The organism is Bacillus sp. CDB3 (assembly GCF_002081505.1).
Lineage (GTDB): Bacteria > Bacillota > Bacilli > Bacillales > Bacillaceae_G > Bacillus_A > Bacillus_A cereus_AT.
Map to the genome: position 1 here is coordinate 132,639 of NZ_ALBR01000014.1, position 15,925 is coordinate 148,563.

The window sequence follows — 15,925 nt, forward strand, 5'->3', positions numbered from 1 at the left end:
CCTAGTCTCACATGACTAGGGTATTTTTATACAGATATTGTTATATAAATACAAAAGTGATAACATAAAAATCAGAAAGATGAGGGATGACGATGAACCATTTGTTAACGATGAGTGAATTATCGGAACTAGAAATTTCAGAAATCCTAAAAGACGCAGAAGATTTTGCGAATGGAAAAGAAAGCAAAACAACAGAGCAAACATTTGTAGCAAACTTGTTTTTTGAAAATAGTACGAGAACGAGATTTAGCTTCGAAGTTGCTGAGAAGAGATTAGGACTTGACGTTTTAAACTTTTCAGCAGATGCATCTAGCGTACAAAAAGGAGAAACTTTATACGACACGATAAGAACACTAGAATCAGTCGGAACAAAAGCGGTAGTCATCCGCCATGAGCAAGATCGTTACTTCGATGAGCTGAAAGATCAAGTAAACATTCCAATCTTGAATGCTGGAGATGGATGTGGAAATCATCCAACGCAATGTCTGCTCGATCTTCTAACAATTAAACAAGAGTTTGGAAGATTTGAAGGTTTGAAGATTGCAATAGTTGGAGATGTTCGGCATAGCCGAGTAGCACGTTCTAATGCAGAAGCATTAACGAAACTGGGCGCGACAATTTATTTTGCAAGCCCAGAAGAGTGGAAAGATGAAGATAACACATTTGGAACATACAAATCATTAGATGAACTTGTTCCAGAAGTGGATGTAATGATGTTACTTCGTGTACAACACGAGCGTCATGATCATTATGAAACAGACATTATGAAAGAGTATCACAAGCAACATGGATTAACAGTGGAAAGAGAAAAACGTATGAAAGAAGGAAGCATTATTATGCATCCAGCTCCTGTAAACCGTGATGTTGAAATTGCAAGTGAACTTGTTGAGTGTGAGCGTTCGCGCATATTCAAACAAATGGAAAATGGAGTTTACGTAAGAATGGCTGTACTAAAACGCGCCTTACCAAATGTATTAGGAGGAATGAAACATGAATTATTTGTTTAAAAATGGTCGTTATATGAATGAAGAAGGAAACATTGTAGCAACAGATCTTCTCGTACAAGACGGTAAAATTGCGAAAGTAGCAGAAAATATTACGGCAGATAATGCTGAAGTAATCGACGTAAATGGAAAGTTAATCGCACCTGGATTAGTAGATGTACACGTACATCTTCGTGAACCAGGTGGTGAACATAAAGAAACAATTGAAACAGGAACACTTGCAGCAGCAAAAGGTGGATTTACAACAATTTGCGCAATGCCAAACACACGCCCAGTACCAGATTGTAAAGAGCATATGGAAGACCTGCAAAAACGTATTAAAGAAAAAGCACACGTAAATGTATTACCATATGGAGCAATTACAGTACGTCAAGCAGGTTCTGAAATGACTGATTTTGAAACGTTAAAAGAGCTTGGAGCATTTGCTTTCACTGATGACGGTGTAGGCGTACAAGATGCGAGCATGATGTTAGCTGCTATGAAGCGTGCAGCGAAATTAAATATGGCAGTAGTTGCGCACTGTGAAGAGAATACTCTTATTAATAAAGGTTGTGTACATGAAGGGAAGTTTTCTGAGAAACACGGATTAAACGGTATCCCATCAGTATGTGAATCTGTACATATTGCAAGGGATATACTGCTTGCTGAAGCGGCAGATTGTCACTATCACGTATGTCACGTAAGTACGAAAGGCTCTGTACGCGTAATTCGTGATGCGAAACGCGCTGGAATTAAAGTAACAGCAGAGGTAACACCTCATCACTTAGTGTTATGTGAAGATGATATCCCATCAGCTGATCCTAACTTTAAAATGAACCCACCGCTTCGTGGAAAAGAAGATCATGCAGCACTAATTGAAGGTTTATTAGATGGAACGATCGATATGATTGCAACTGATCATGCACCGCATACAGCGGAAGAGAAAGCACAAGGAATTGAAAGAGCACCATTTGGAATTACTGGTTTTGAAACAGCATTCCCACTTCTATACACAAACCTTGTGAAAAAAGGAATTATTACATTAGAGCAGTTAATTCAATTTTTAACAGAAAAGCCAGCTGATACATTCGGCTTAGAAGCAGGTCGCCTGAAAGAAGGTAGAACAGCTGATATTACAATCATTGATTTAGAACAAGAAGAAGAGATTGACCCAACAACATTCTTATCAAAAGGAAAAAATACACCATTCGCAGGTTGGAAATGCCAAGGATGGCCGGTAATGACAATCGTTGGTGGTAAGATCGCATGGCAAAAGGAGAGTGCATTAGTATGAAAAGACAACTTATCTTAGAAGATGGAACAGTATTAATTGGAAAAGGTTTCGGAGGAGAAATCGAAAAGTCAGGTGAGGTTGTATTTACAACAGGAATGACTGGATATCAAGAAACATTATCTGATCCATCATATTGCGGTCAAATCGTAACATTCACGTACCCATTAATCGGAAACTACGGCATCAACCGTGACGATTTTGAATCGATTCACCCATCTGTAAATGGTTTAATCGTAAACGAAATTTGTGATCACCCATCAAACTTCCGTAATGAAATTTCGTTAAATGATTACTTAAAAGAAAGAAACATCCCAGGGTTAGCAGGAATTGATACGAGAAAATTAACGAGAAAAATTCGTCAATACGGTACATTACGTGGACGTCTATGTAACATGGATGCAGACGTAGAATACATCGTGAGTCAATTAAAAGCGACAGTATTTACAGATCACGTGAAACGCGTATCAACGAAAGATCCATACCCAAGTCCAGGCCGTGGACACCGAGTTGTACTTGTAGACTTCGGAATGAAACATGGTATTTTAAGAGAATTAAATAAGCGTGATTGTGATGTAATTGTAGTACCTTACAATACAACAGCAGAAGAGATTTTACGCCTTAGCCCAGATGGAATTATGTTAAGTAACGGACCTGGAGATCCAAAAGATGTGCCAGAAGCGATTGAAATGCTAAAAGACATTATCGGTAAAGTTCCTTTATTCGGAATTTGCTTAGGACATCAATTGTTCGCACTAGCATCTGGTGCGAATACAAGTAAGTTAAAATTCGGTCACCGTGGTTTAAACCATCCAGTAAAAAACCTTGCAACTGGAAAAGTAGCAATTACATCTCAAAACCATGGTTACGCAGTAGAAGAAGAATCAGTTAAAAATACAGAACTTGAAATTACACATGTCGCTTTAAATGATGGAACAGTAGAAGGTCTTCGTCATACGAAGTTCCCAGCATTTACAGTACAATATCATCCAGAAGCTTCAGCAGGACCAGAAGATGCAAATGATTTATTCGAAGATTTCTTAGAAATGATTGAAAACTTCAAGAAAGAAGGGGAAGAGTTATGCCAAAACGCCTAGACATTAACACAATTTTAGTAATCGGATCAGGACCAATTGTAATTGGGCAAGCCGCAGAGTTTGATTACTCTGGTACACAAGCTTGTCAATCTCTTAGAGAAGAAGGTTACAAAGTAATCCTTGTTAACTCTAACCCAGCAACAATTATGACAGATACTGCAACAGCAGATAAAGTATATATAGAACCATTAACATTAGAATTCGTAAGCCGTATCATTCGTAAAGAACGTCCAGATGCAATCCTACCAACATTAGGTGGTCAAACAGGTCTAAATATGGCTGTTGAACTTGCGAAATCAGGCATACTTGAAGAGTGTGGAGTTGAAATTTTAGGAACAAAATTATCAGCAATCGAGCAAGCGGAAGATCGTGATTTATTCCGTACATTAATGCAGGAATTAAATGAACCAATTCCATCTAGTACGATTATTCATACGCTAGAAGAAGCACATGAATTTGTAAAAGAAATTGGTTATCCAGTTATTGTTCGCCCAGCATTTACAATGGGGGGAACAGGTGGCGGAATCTGTAGTAATGAAGAGGAATTAATTGAAATCGTATCAGGTGGTTTAAAACATAGTCCAGTGACACAGTGTTTATTAGAAAAGAGCATTGCTGGTTGTAAGGAAATTGAATATGAAGTAATGCGTGATTCGAATGATAACGCGATTGTAGTATGTAACATGGAAAATATCGATCCAGTTGGGGTTCACACAGGTGATTCTATCGTTGTAGCACCGAGCCAAACATTAAGTGACCGTGAGTATCAAATGTTACGAAACACTTCATTAAGAATTATTCGTGCATTAGGAATTGAAGGCGGATGTAACGTTCAGCTTGCACTTGATCCACATAGCTTCCAATACTATGTAATCGAAGTAAACCCACGTGTAAGTCGTTCATCTGCACTAGCATCTAAAGCAACTGGATATCCAATTGCTAAATTAGCGGCAAAAATTGCAGTCGGTTTAACATTAGATGAAATTATAAACCCAGTAACACAAAAAACATACGCTTGTTTCGAGCCAGCATTAGACTATGTTGTTTCAAAAATTCCACGTTGGCCATTTGATAAGTTTGAATCAGCGAACAGAACGCTTGGTACACAAATGAAGGCAACTGGTGAAGTTATGTCAATCGGACGTAACTTAGAGCAATCATTATTAAAAGCGGTTCGTTCTTTAGAACTTGGCGTTTATCACTTAGAGTTAGAGCATTTAAAAGAGCTTGATAAAGAGACAATGAAAAAACGCATTATAAAAGCTGATGATGAGCGACTGTTTATTGTAGCAGAAGCAATTCGTCAAGGTGTAACGAAAGAAGAAATCAACGATTGGTGTGAAATGGACTTCTTCTTCTTACAAAAAGTTGAAAATATCGTAAACATGGAACGCGAAGTAAAAGCAAATGCAGGAAATATGGAAGTATTACAATCAGCGAAAGAAATGGGCTTCAGTGACCATTACATCGCCAATGCTTGGAGCAAAACAGAGCGTGAAATTTACGATATGCGTAAAGAAAGCAATATAACTCCTGTTTATAAAATGGTAGATACTTGTGCGGCAGAGTTTGAATCTGCAACACCATACTACTACAGCACATATGGTGACGAGAATGAATCGGTTATAACAGATCGTAAGAGTGTTGTTGTACTAGGGTCTGGTCCAATCCGTATCGGTCAAGGTGTTGAGTTTGACTATGCAACAGTTCACTCTGTATGGGCAATTAAAGAAGCTGGATATGAGGCAATCATTGTTAATAACAATCCAGAAACAGTTTCAACAGACTTCAGTATTTCTGACAAATTATACTTTGAGCCATTAACAATCGAAGATGTAATGCACATTATCGATTTAGAAAAGCCAGAAGGTGTTATCGTCCAATTCGGTGGACAAACGGCAATTAACTTAGCTGCTAAGTTAGAGGCTCACGGTGTGAAAATCTTAGGAACATCACTTGAAGATTTAGACCGTGCAGAAGATCGTGATAAGTTTGAAGCAGCTCTAACACAGCTTGGTATTCCGCAACCAGTTGGTAAAACAGCAACGACTGTAGAGCAAGCAGTAGCAATCGCTGACAAAATTGGTTACCCAGTATTAGTAAGACCATCTTACGTACTAGGTGGACGTGCGATGGAAATCGTATATCGTCAAGAAGAACTGCTGCACTACATGAAAAATGCGGTTAAAGTTCACGCAGATCACCCAGTATTAATCGACCGTTACATGGTTGGTAAAGAAATTGAAGTAGATGCAATTTCAGACGGTGAGAATGTATTCATTCCAGGTATTATGGAACATATTGAACGCGCTGGAGTTCACTCTGGTGACTCAATCGGAGTATATCCACCACAAAGCTTATCTGCAAAACTGAAAGAACAAATTATTGAACATACAATTGCACTTGGAAAAGGATTAAACATTATTGGATTACTAAACATTCAGTTTGTAGTATTCAAAGATGAAGTGTATGTAATTGAAGTAAATCCACGTGCGAGCCGTACAGTACCATTCTTAAGTAAAATTACAGGCGTACCGATGGCGAATGTTGCAACGAAAGTTATTTTAGGGCAAAACCTTGTAGAACAAGGATATGGAACTGGCTATCACCCAGAAGAGAAGGAAGTGTATGTAAAAGCACCGGTATTCTCATTTGCGAAACTACGCTCAGTTGATACAACATTAGGACCTGAAATGAAATCAACAGGGGAAGTAATGGGTAAAGACTTAACTCTTGAAAAAGCATTATACAAAGGGTTAGTTGCTTCAGGAATTAACATTCCAACGCACGGATCAGTAATCATTACTGTAGCGGATAAAGATAAAGAAGAGGCAATGGAAATTGCAAAACGTTTCCACGAAATCGGCTACAACTTATTAGCAACAGCTGGAACAGCACAAACATTAGCAGAGCAAAATATCCCAGTGCAAGTTGTAAACAAAATTGATTCTGAAGACTACAACTTACTTGATATTATCCGTCAAGGAAAAGCACAGTTTGTAATCAATACATTAACAAAAGGCAAACAACCAGCGCGTGATGGTTTCCGCATTCGCCGTGAATCAGTAGAAAATGGTGTGGCTTGCTTAACATCACTTGATACAACGAGAGCAATCTTACGAGTATTAGAATCTATGACATTCTCAGCTCATTCAATGAAAGAAATTACGCAAACGAAGCGTCACGAGGTGGTACATGCATGATGCAAAAGCAAAATATGATCGTCGTTAACCAAAAAGAAATCGCAAAAAACATTTACGAATTAGTGCTTCAAGGGGATCTTGTGCAGCAAATGAACGACCCAGGGCAGTTTGTACACATTAAGGTAGCAGAGGGCATCACGCCCCTTCTGCGCCGCCCAATTAGTATTTGTAATGTCGATCAAGATAAGAACGAATTTACAATGCTATATCGTGCGGAAGGACAAGGAACAAAAACATTAGCAAAAAGAAAACAAGGCGAACTTGTAGATGTGTTAGGACCACTTGGACATGGTTTTCCTGTAGAAGAAGCGGAAGCTGGACAAACGGCTCTATTAGTTGGAGGGGGAATTGGTGTACCACCACTATATGAATTGTCACAGCGTCTTGTAGCAAAGGGAGTACGCGTTATTCACATCTTAGGTTTCCAAACGAAAGATGTTGTCTTCTATGAAGAGAAATTCGCAGAGCTTGGTGATACGTATGTTGCAACAGTTGATGGTACGCATGGTACAGAAGGCTTTGTAACAGATGTAATTGATAGCTATGGAATTGACTTTGACATTCTATACTCATGTGGACCTTTAGCGATGCTTCGTGCATTAGAAGGACGCTATAAAGAGAGAAAAGCCTACATTTCATTAGAAGAGCGTATGGGCTGTGGTATTGGAGCATGTTTCGCATGTGTATGCCATCTGCAAGCAGATCCGAGTGGACATTCTTACAAGAAGGTGTGTAGCGACGGACCAGTATTTCCAATCGGGGAGGTTGTACTATGAACAGATTGCAAGTTGAATTACCAGGGTTATCATTAAAAAATCCAATCATCCCAGCATCTGGTTGCTTCGGATTTGGTCGTGAGTATGCACAGTTCTATGATTTAAGTGTACTTGGATCAATTATGATTAAAGCGACAACAGAACAGCCTCGTTATGGAAACCCAACACCTCGTGTTGCTGAAACACCAGGCGGAATGCTAAATGCAATCGGGCTTCAAAATCCTGGATTAGAAAAGGTAATGAATTCTGAATTACCTTTTCTCGAGCAATTTGATCTTCCGATTATTGCAAATGTTGCTGGCTCACAAGCTGAGGATTATGTAGCAGTTGCGAAGGAAATTTCAAAGGCACCTAATGTTCATGCGCTAGAATTAAATATTTCTTGTCCAAACGTAAAAACGGGTGGTATCGCTTTTGGTACAAATCCTGAAATTGCTGCTGATTTAACGAAGCGAGTAAAAGAGGTTTCTGAAGTACCGGTATATGTGAAATTGTCACCCAACGTGGCAAACATTGTGGAGATTGCAAAAGCAATTGAAAATGCGGGTGCGGACGGTTTAACGATGATTAATACATTGCTTGGTATGCGTCTAGATTTAAAAACTGCAAAACCGATTTTAGCAAACCGTACGGGCGGACTATCAGGGCCAGCGATTAAGCCAGTAGCAATTCGTATGGTACATGAAGTAAGTCAAGCGGTTAACATTCCGATTATCGGAATGGGTGGTATTGAAACTGCGGAAGATGTAATTGAATTCTTCTATGCTGGCGCAAGCGCGGTTGCAGTAGGTACAGCGAACTTCATAGACCCGTTCGTATGTCCGACAATTATTGAAGAGTTACCAGCATTACTAGATGAATTAGGATTTGATCATATTTCGGAGTGTCAAGGAAGGAGCTGGAAGCAAACATGTCACAGTCGTTAATTGTTGCACTAGATTTTCCAGGGAAACAAGATGTAGAACAATTCTTACACCACTTTGAAGGGGAAGAGTTATTTGTCAAAGTTGGTATGGAGTTATTTTACAAAGAAGGCCCTGCGATTATTACGTACTTAAAAGAAAAAGGGCATAAGATCTTCCTAGATTTAAAACTTCATGATATTCCGAATACAGTAAAAAGCGCTATGCGTAGCCTAGCTAGTCTAGAAGTTGATATGGTAAATGTTCATGCTGCTGGGGGAAGCAGTATGATGAAAGCTGCGATTGAGGGATTAGAGGAAGGTAAGCAAGAAGGAAAAGAGAGACCGATTTGTATTGCAGTTACACAACTAACAAGCACTTCGGAAGCTATGATGAAAAAAGAGATCGGCATTGAGAAAACGTTAGAAGAAGCGGTTGCTCATTATGCAAAATTAACGAAAGAAAGTGGACTTGATGGAGTTGTTTGTTCAACACTTGAAGTTCCAAAATTACGTGAAGTATGCGGAAATGAATTTGTAACAGTAACACCGGGGATTCGTCTTGCAAGCGATGATGTAAATGACCAAGTGCGCGTAGCAACACCGAAACGTGCGAGGGAACTTGGTTCAAGCTACATCGTAGTTGGACGTAGTATTACAAAAGCAGAAAATCCGCTTGAAGCGTATAAAACAGTAAAACAACAGTGGGAAGGTGTAACAGTATGAAAAAAGAAATCGCATCGCATTTATTAGAAATTGGAGCAGTATTTTTACAACCGAATGATCCATTTACTTGGTCTTCTGGTATGAAATCACCAATTTATTGTGATAATCGTTTAACATTATCTTATCCAAAAGTACGTCAAGCGATTGCAGCTGGATTAGAAGAGTTAATTAAAGAGCACTTCCCAACTGTAGAAGTTATTGCAGGAACAGCAACTGCTGGTATTGCGCACGCTGCATGGGTAAGCGATCGTATGGATTTACCAATGTGTTACGTACGTAGTAAGGCAAAAGGTCACGGCAAAGGGAACCAAATCGAAGGAAAAGCTGAAAAGGGCCAAAAAGTAGTAGTAGTAGAAGACTTAATTTCAACTGGCGGTAGTGCAATTACATGTGTAGAAGCACTTCGCGAAGCTGGCTGTGAAGTATTAGGAATCGTATCGATCTTCACATACGAGCTAGAGTCAGGAAAAGAAAAATTAGAAGCAGCTAACGTAGCGTCATATTCTTTAAGTGATTACAGTGCATTAACTGAAGTTGCAGCAGAAAAAGGTATGATTGGACAAGCTGAAACGAAAAAATTACAAGAGTGGCGTAAAAATCCAGCGGACGAGGCTTGGGTTACAGCGTAATATGAAAAAAGACGACTGCGGGGGAACGCGGTCGTCTTTTTATATCGTTGTTAAAAATTCGCGTAAAGAACGTATTGTGGGCACATCGTATTTTAGCAGTGAGTCGTTCCGGTTTAACCAAATCCCATGCATTCCAGCTATTGTACTACTAATTGCATCTGTTTCTAATCGATCGCCAATATAATAGCAATCTTTCATTTCAAGATTCGATTGTAATCCGGCTCTGTGGAAAATTTCTGGGTCTGGTTTCGAAATACCAATTTCACTAGAAGTAAATATGTATTTGAAATATTGTAGAATGTTTAGAGCAGTTAACTTTTCGATTTGTTGTTCATAGTCGCCATTACTAATGATGCCCAATGAATATCCTCTTTGCTGTAAGGATTGTAATGTATAGAGTACATCTTCAAACACGGTCCAGTTGTTCTTATATAGTTCTATATATTGATTGAATTTGTGCTGAGATTCCCCGGGTGATAAGTTTACTCCATATGTTTTAAATAAATGATACATTCGCATCCCTTGTTGTTCTTGAAAAGATAATTCTTTGGATAAAAATTTGTTGAAATATTGTTCGGATAATTCATGCCATAGTTTCGTGGCCTCTAATTCGTTTCCTGAAAAAATATCATTATACTTTTGGAAGAAATGCGAGATACCATTTTTCTCAGCAGTCTCATAATCAAGTAAAGTTCCATCGACATCAAAGAAAATCATATTATAATCTCCTTGCTAATAACTATTTAGCGTTTTCTGCAACTTCATATCCTCTTACAAACAATAGAGTCATATAAGAAACAATAAATGAGAAGATGCTGTACATACCAACCCAAAAGAAAAATTTTGGAGTAAGGGCGATAACACCTATTATTAAAAAACTAGCAAACGTTACAATCGGCATTACGTAATACGTTTTCGTTCTACGTGTTCCAATAACAGAAACGATAAAGATAAGTAATGGACAAATTAATAAGACGAAAATCAATTCATTCATAGTTATGTCCCCTTTTCTAATGGAAGTAATCTGTTTCTCGTAAACGTTTTGAAATAAATACTCTCTTAATATAATTTCGCTAACATATACGTAATCCCTTTTGAAAGTCAGTAATACATGATGGATTTCACAATAAATAACGTAAGCAAGAGAACAATTGCTTACGTTATAAAATAAACATCGCAACGATTGTGGTGACAATTAAGCCAATCACAACCGATAAAAAGTTTCGGCGTGCAAGTTCAAATGGATCAACTTTACAAATGGCAGCGGCAGGAATAAGCGCCCAAGGAATTAATGTACCGCCCCCAGTCCATATAGCAGCAATTTGTCCAAGTGCTGTTAATGTGCCCAAGCGCTGTTCCGAAAAGGTTTGCAATCGAACCAGCGAGTGATATACCAGAAAAGCCAGATCCATCTAAGCCTGTTATGACACCAACGATAGTTAATGTACCTGCCGATACATATTGGTTTAAAGGAACAGTTTGAGATAAGGCGATCCCTAAGTCGTTAATGATTCCATGTGAACCTTTCGGTAAATAGTCCCCGATAATTTTTACAAAGCCGCTATCTACTAAATAAAAGAGTGCAGCGATTGGGATAACTGGACCAAAGATTTTAAATCTAAATTAGAGCCCTTCTATAAAATAATCGGTCGTTTTATTTAGTCCATTTCCTTTGTAGGCGATGAGAGAAATGATGACAATCATAATAACAGTCGTCCCGCCGATAAGTGCTGTTGCGTCGCTTCCTTGTAGTTTAAATTGAATCATGCAAAGGATATCGATGGCATATACGATCGGAATACAAATAGCGAGCCATTTTTTTGTCTGAGGAGATAATATAGTGAGAGTTTTAGAAGACTCAGTTGATGGAATAGATTCTTGTATAGATAAGCCTGTATGAAATTCTTTTCGTAAGAAGAAAAATGCGACGGAAGTTGTCACAATGCCCATAACAATTACGAGGGGAACACTGGCAGAAACAACGCTGGAAACAGGCAGACTAGCAGCATCTGCAGTTAATTTCGGTGCACCTTGAATAACGAAGTCACCTGATAAAGATGGAACAAAATCACGCAACAAGCATTAGCGGACATTAGGAATCTGTTCTATAAAGAACCGGATTCCTTTTCTGTCTTTATTTGGGTTCAGCTGAGATATGTGTAAAGATAGGTCATATCCTTACTTTTATTTCCAGTCGGATAGGGGGGGAAGTATCAACCTCTACTACTACAACAAACCCAACACATCTAAAAAGATAAACACTGGTATCATCGTAATGACATATATAATAATTTTACAAATAAAAGGAATCTTAATACCTAACTTATTCGGAAGAAGCCATACCGACAATCCCAACAGCGTACGTCCTACAGCTAAATATAATTGCGGTAAAAGAACATTATCCATTCTTACCTCCATATACTCTTTACCAGACTCAAACAATACAGCATATAGGATCAATATAATGAAATAAAGAATAAACACTTTCACATAACTTTTCCATTTGTTTTTTCTCAACTTATAAAAACGCCTTTTATTTTCCATTCCCAGCGATGCCCTCAACGATTTCCCTTGCTGATTTTCTGTTTTTATTTATTTCGATTATCTCACTTAATCCTTTACGTACATCAGCAAAGCCTTTTTCGAATGTAGCTTGCAATCCAGTATGTACATTCTTTAAATCGTCCATCTTACTTTCTACCGAGGTTAATTTAATATCTAAATTAACCATTCTACCGTCCAACTTATCGACCTTCTTTTCCATTGATACTACCTTGTCATATATCTGTTCAATCAATTTCTTTTCATTTTCTGTCATCGCAGCAAGACCTCCCAAAAGTTTTTAGAAACCATCGCAAAATTATCTTTTATCAAAAATGTCTATTCATTATTAACAAATGGCAAGATACAGCCTCTTAAAGTAAAGCCCCCGTTAGTTGAAAAAGAAATTACTCAATACTCAACTATATTTAGCCATTGACCATCGGGACCAATGGTTATATGAGGAACCTTATTTAATTGAAGCATTTTGTAAATGTCCAAATTCTTTTTGGTTAATTTACTTAATTGTTCCGATACATCGGTCTCGGAAAATATCAGATAATCCATTGTAGTTGACCGTAAATAAAATTCATAGATATATCGTTTTTGACTGTCTTTTAAATAACCCATATAACCCATTTCCCTTGGAAAAGTACGTGGTAACGGGAATTTATTAACTTCAATAAAGTCATTTGAAAGTTCATTTAATAGGTCTTGTTCATATTCAGGAATAATCGCATAGATATAACACTCTTGCTTGTAAATGCTATTGATTATGCTAACAAACTCTTGTTCATCAATTTCTTCATCGAGTAATATTTCCTGTTTTTTCGAAATGTTTTTCAAAGACTAATCACCCCTTTTTATGATTATACAATTAGACTGGAGATGTTTCCTTTTTCAAGTAACCTGCCCGTTAGTTTAATTATAGGGTAACCCCCTATCAAGTAAAAGTTAATTTCGTTAGAATCGTTCTCAGCAACACGCCTTATGCCTGAAAAAGTTTTAAAAATGTGGTGTGTTTTTTTCATCTATCAGACCGACATATATATAGGTCGCCCACCCATGGTACGGTCTGTAGCTTCACTAGTTCGTTATGATTTTTGTTAGAGGATTATCTATATTGTTGGTAATAGCTCAGTAATGGCGTAAATGAAACTTTGAAAAATACCGCTAATAGCAAGAGGGATAGAACTTGTAGCGGTTAATGCTAATAAAAAGATAAAAACGATACAAATAATCGTCGTATCTTTCCGGAGAATAAAAAAGGTAATAATAGTGAGTAAACAAAGAATATAGAGAGCGTGCAACAGCGTTAATTCAACTCCCATAACATTCACATCCTTTAGGCATTTGTGTAGTTCATTGTATGAAAGCAGTGAAAGTATGTGAGTATAGAAAAAAGAAAAATTTCATGTACTGTAATGGTAAGAATGAGAAATGGATGTTACAATACAATTAATCCTAAAAATGGAATTTAAGGAGGGGCTATGCACAAAAAAATTGGATTTTGGGGATTCATCATATCTTGCAGTCTATTAATCATTTTAAGTCAGTTTACAAACAATGAATGGGTAAGTATCATACCTGTTTTCGGGTTTGTTTTTGTACTGTTATATAACTGGGATGATATGAAACAATATAGCAAGAAAAGTATTGGAATTATGATAGGTATCACTGTTGTTTGCTCATTTTTCATAGGGTTTATTTTAATAGAAGGGCAGAAACAGATGGAGAAAATGTCTATTTTTCAAGAATGGATGTCTTCTGCAAAAGGTCTTTATATTGTACTTGTAGTTGTTATTTTTCTAAGAATTGTTATAAGCATAGCAAGTTACATATTAAAGGCGAAGTAGAATGGGGGAGTACGAATGAGAGAGAAAATAGGGTATTATGGTGTGCTCGTTTGTTTACTATTATCAGTTATTTCAGGGCAATTTCTTAAAAGTGAATGGGTACCAGTTATATTATGTATAGGAGTATTGATTTTTGCTCCTATGTATCGCTGGGATGAATGGAAAGCATATAGTCGAAAAAAGAAAATTGTTTTCAGTATCGAGGTTGTTATTATAATTAGCACGATTCCGTTTTTGTTATTGAAAGGAAATGAGATAATAGATGGAATTGTAATGTTTCAAGGGTGGTTATTTATTGCGAAATTGCTATATTTAATATGCATTTTAATTTCGGTAGCGGTAGTCGCTAAAAAAGTAAACGAAAAGTTATTCGTTAATGAATAAAAGAAAATGCCACCTTATTCGGTGGCATTTTCTTCAGGCTGTGGAGAAAGTCTTCTCCACAGCCTGTTTTTGTGTCTGAACCTCTTTTTATGTGTCAACACTGATAAAAAAGAGGAAAAGGAGAGATTTCTTATGATGGGTGCTTTAAAAAATCATCGCGATGAACGTGTATCTGTTTCTGTAGAAGAGTTAGTTCCACAAGATCATTTCCTTCGTGCGATTGAAGCGACAATTCGTTTTGATTTTATTGAGGAGAAGTTACGCCCTTATTACTGTGAAAACAATGGACGTCCGTCAATCCATCCTATCGTTTTATTCAAAATGATGTTTATTGGATATTTTTATGGTATTCGTTCTGAGCGTCAATTGGAAAAGGAGATTAAAACGAATATCGCCTACCGTTGGTTTTTAGGGTTTTCTCTATCAGATACTATTCCAGATCATTCTACAATCAGTTGGAATCGCCGTACCCGTTTTATTCATACAAATATTTTCGAAGAAATTTTTGATGAGATTGTGAGGCAAGCGACGGAGAACCGGATGGTGGGAGGACGTGCACTGATGACAGATTCTACACATATTAAGGCCAATGCTAATAAAAATAAATTTGTACATAAATATAAAAAAGAAAAGGCAAAGTTTTATATAGATGAACTAGAAGCTGCGGTAATCGAAGATCGTGAGGTACACGGAAAAAAGAATTAAAACCTAGAAAGGAAAGTGATACCCCTACTAAAAAAACTCGTATAAGCACTACGGATCCAGATAGTGGATTTTTAATGAGAGATGGAAAACCGAACGGTTTTCATTTCTTAGATCATCGTACAACTGATGCGAAGTACAATATCATTACAGATACCTATATAACGGCTGGAAATATGGCAGATTCCGAGCCGTATTTAGCACGTCTACAAGCTCAAATTAATAAATTCGGATTTAAGGTGGAAGCTGTAGCTCTTGATGCAGGCTATTTTACAGGTTATATCTGTAAGAAATTATCAGAAAGAAATATATTTATGGTGATGGGGTATCGCCGATTTGGAAAGCGAAATAAAGAAGTACCGAAAAGCCAATTTAAATATGTAGAAGAAATGAATGCATTTGCTTGTCCGATGGGATGTATTTTAGAGTATGCGACAACGGATCGCGAAGGATATCGTCAATATAAATCGAATCCAGAAGACTGCGCTGTTTGTCCGCTACGTGAGGTGTGCTTTTCAAAGAAACAGAAACAAAAAGTTATCACTCATCATGTATGGGAGAAATATAAAGATATCGCTAGAAAAAACAAGCTAACAGTTACAGGGAAAAAGTTGTATAAAGTACGCTGTTCAACTATAGAGCGAAGCTTTGCGGACGCCAAAGAACTCCATGGCTATCGATATGCTCGGTTTCGGGGGCTGAAGTCTGTCCAAATGCAGGCTTATCTCACCTCAGCTTGTCAAAATATGAAAAAAATAGCCCTCCATCTGACCAAAAAGGGTCTGGTGGAGGGCTATTTTTCTAAATTCTATTATTTTATGTTGTTTTCATTTGCT

The 15,925-nt window shown here is 37.5% G+C and carries 16 protein-coding genes and 2 pseudogenes; 11 read left to right on the top strand and 7 right to left on the bottom strand.

The annotated features are described in order from the left end of the window. Positions 1-92: 92 nt before the first annotated feature. The 8 genes from pyrB to pyrE are packed head-to-tail and all read left to right on the top strand — an operon-like array spanning position 93 to position 9,606. Positions 93-1,007, top strand: coding sequence for an aspartate carbamoyltransferase (pyrB, locus tag CDB3_RS05045; protein ID WP_097830927.1), 915 nt, complete (start codon positions 93-95; stop codon positions 1,005-1,007). Continuing rightward, positions 991-2,277: a dihydroorotase gene (gene pyrC, locus CDB3_RS05050; RefSeq protein WP_128853664.1), complete on the top strand. Its 1,287-nt coding sequence runs from the start codon at positions 991-993 to the stop codon at positions 2,275-2,277. The genes pyrB and pyrC overlap by 17 nt, the downstream gene beginning before the upstream one ends. Beyond that, entirely contained in the window at positions 2,274-3,371 is a 1,098-nt protein-coding gene (locus CDB3_RS05055) for a carbamoyl phosphate synthase small subunit (RefSeq protein ID WP_128853665.1), read from the top strand. Before pyrC ends, CDB3_RS05055 begins: the two co-directional genes overlap by 4 nt. Further along, positions 3,356-6,574 (top strand): carbamoyl-phosphate synthase large subunit, encoded by a 3,219-nt coding sequence (carB, locus tag CDB3_RS05060; RefSeq protein WP_097830930.1) that lies wholly within the window; start codon positions 3,356-3,358, stop codon positions 6,572-6,574. The genes CDB3_RS05055 and carB overlap by 16 nt, the downstream gene beginning before the upstream one ends. Next, on the top strand, positions 6,571-7,350 hold the full coding sequence (gene pyrK, locus CDB3_RS05065) for a dihydroorotate oxidase B electron transfer subunit (protein WP_000983346.1): 780 nt from the start codon (positions 6,571-6,573) through the stop codon (positions 7,348-7,350). Before carB ends, pyrK begins: the two co-directional genes overlap by 4 nt. Next, entirely contained in the window at positions 7,347-8,276 is a 930-nt protein-coding gene (pyrD, locus tag CDB3_RS05070) for a dihydroorotate oxidase B catalytic subunit (RefSeq protein ID WP_001081053.1), read from the top strand. Before pyrK ends, pyrD begins: the two co-directional genes overlap by 4 nt. Next, positions 8,261-8,977 carry an orotidine-5'-phosphate decarboxylase gene (gene pyrF / locus CDB3_RS05075; RefSeq protein ID WP_097830931.1) on the top strand — a complete coding sequence of 239 codons (717 nt, stop codon included), beginning with the start codon at positions 8,261-8,263 and terminating at the stop codon, positions 8,975-8,977. Before pyrD ends, pyrF begins: the two co-directional genes overlap by 16 nt. Beyond that, positions 8,974-9,606, top strand: a complete 633-nt coding sequence (pyrE, locus tag CDB3_RS05080) for an orotate phosphoribosyltransferase (RefSeq protein ID WP_000711455.1) — start codon at positions 8,974-8,976, stop codon at positions 9,604-9,606. Before pyrF ends, pyrE begins: the two co-directional genes overlap by 4 nt. A 39-nt stretch (positions 9,607-9,645) precedes the next feature. Here the strand turns inward: pyrE and CDB3_RS05085 are convergent, their stop codons facing one another. The 7 genes and pseudogenes from CDB3_RS05085 to CDB3_RS05115 form a co-directional block, all read right to left on the bottom strand. Further along, positions 9,646-10,323: an HAD family hydrolase gene (locus CDB3_RS05085; protein ID WP_128853666.1), complete on the bottom strand. Its 678-nt coding sequence runs from the start codon at positions 10,321-10,323 to the stop codon at positions 9,646-9,648. A 22-nt stretch (positions 10,324-10,345) separates the two neighbouring features. Then, on the bottom strand, positions 10,346-10,600 hold the full coding sequence (locus tag CDB3_RS05090; protein WP_097830933.1) for a YbeF family protein: 255 nt from the start codon (positions 10,598-10,600) through the stop codon (positions 10,346-10,348). Positions 10,601-10,766: 166 nt separating this feature from the next. Continuing rightward, a pseudogene (locus CDB3_RS33055) lies at positions 10,767-11,664 on the bottom strand (hypothetical protein); the annotation flags it as partial. A 168-nt stretch (positions 11,665-11,832) separates the two neighbouring features. Continuing rightward, positions 11,833-12,123, bottom strand: coding sequence for a hypothetical protein (locus tag CDB3_RS05100; protein ID WP_256869611.1), 291 nt, complete (start codon positions 12,121-12,123; stop codon positions 11,833-11,835). Positions 12,124-12,139: 16 nt separating this feature from the next. Further along, positions 12,140-12,424 (bottom strand): chromosome segregation protein SMC, encoded by a 285-nt coding sequence (locus CDB3_RS05105; protein WP_128853667.1) that lies wholly within the window; start codon positions 12,422-12,424, stop codon positions 12,140-12,142. 134 nt (positions 12,425-12,558) lie between these two features. Further along, the gene (locus tag CDB3_RS05110) at positions 12,559-12,993 is read right to left on the bottom strand and encodes a hypothetical protein (protein ID WP_071746819.1); all 435 of its coding nucleotides are present in this window, start codon (positions 12,991-12,993) and stop codon (positions 12,559-12,561) included. Positions 12,994-13,268: 275 nt separating this feature from the next. Continuing rightward, a pseudogene (locus CDB3_RS05115) lies at positions 13,269-13,478 on the bottom strand (hypothetical protein); the annotation flags it as partial. Between the two features lie 159 nt (positions 13,479-13,637). Here CDB3_RS05115 and CDB3_RS05120 point away from each other — a divergent pair. The 3 genes from CDB3_RS05120 to CDB3_RS05130 all read left to right on the top strand — a co-directional run. After that, complete coding sequence (locus CDB3_RS05120) at positions 13,638-14,003, top strand: YoqO family protein (RefSeq protein ID WP_113735497.1); 366 nt, start codon at positions 13,638-13,640, stop codon at positions 14,001-14,003. 15 nt (positions 14,004-14,018) lie between these two features. Further along, positions 14,019-14,387: a YoqO family protein gene (locus CDB3_RS05125; protein WP_128853668.1), complete on the top strand. Its 369-nt coding sequence runs from the start codon at positions 14,019-14,021 to the stop codon at positions 14,385-14,387. A 132-nt stretch (positions 14,388-14,519) separates the two neighbouring features. Continuing rightward, positions 14,520-15,925, top strand: a protein-coding gene (locus CDB3_RS05130) for an IS1182 family transposase (RefSeq protein ID WP_256869613.1) whose coding sequence is annotated in 2 segments (ribosomal slippage) — positions 14,520-15,081 and positions 15,081-15,925 — 1,407 coding nt annotated over the 2 segments. Because the reading frame shifts where the segments join, the coding sequence is not laid out codon by codon here. This gene is flagged as partial in the annotation.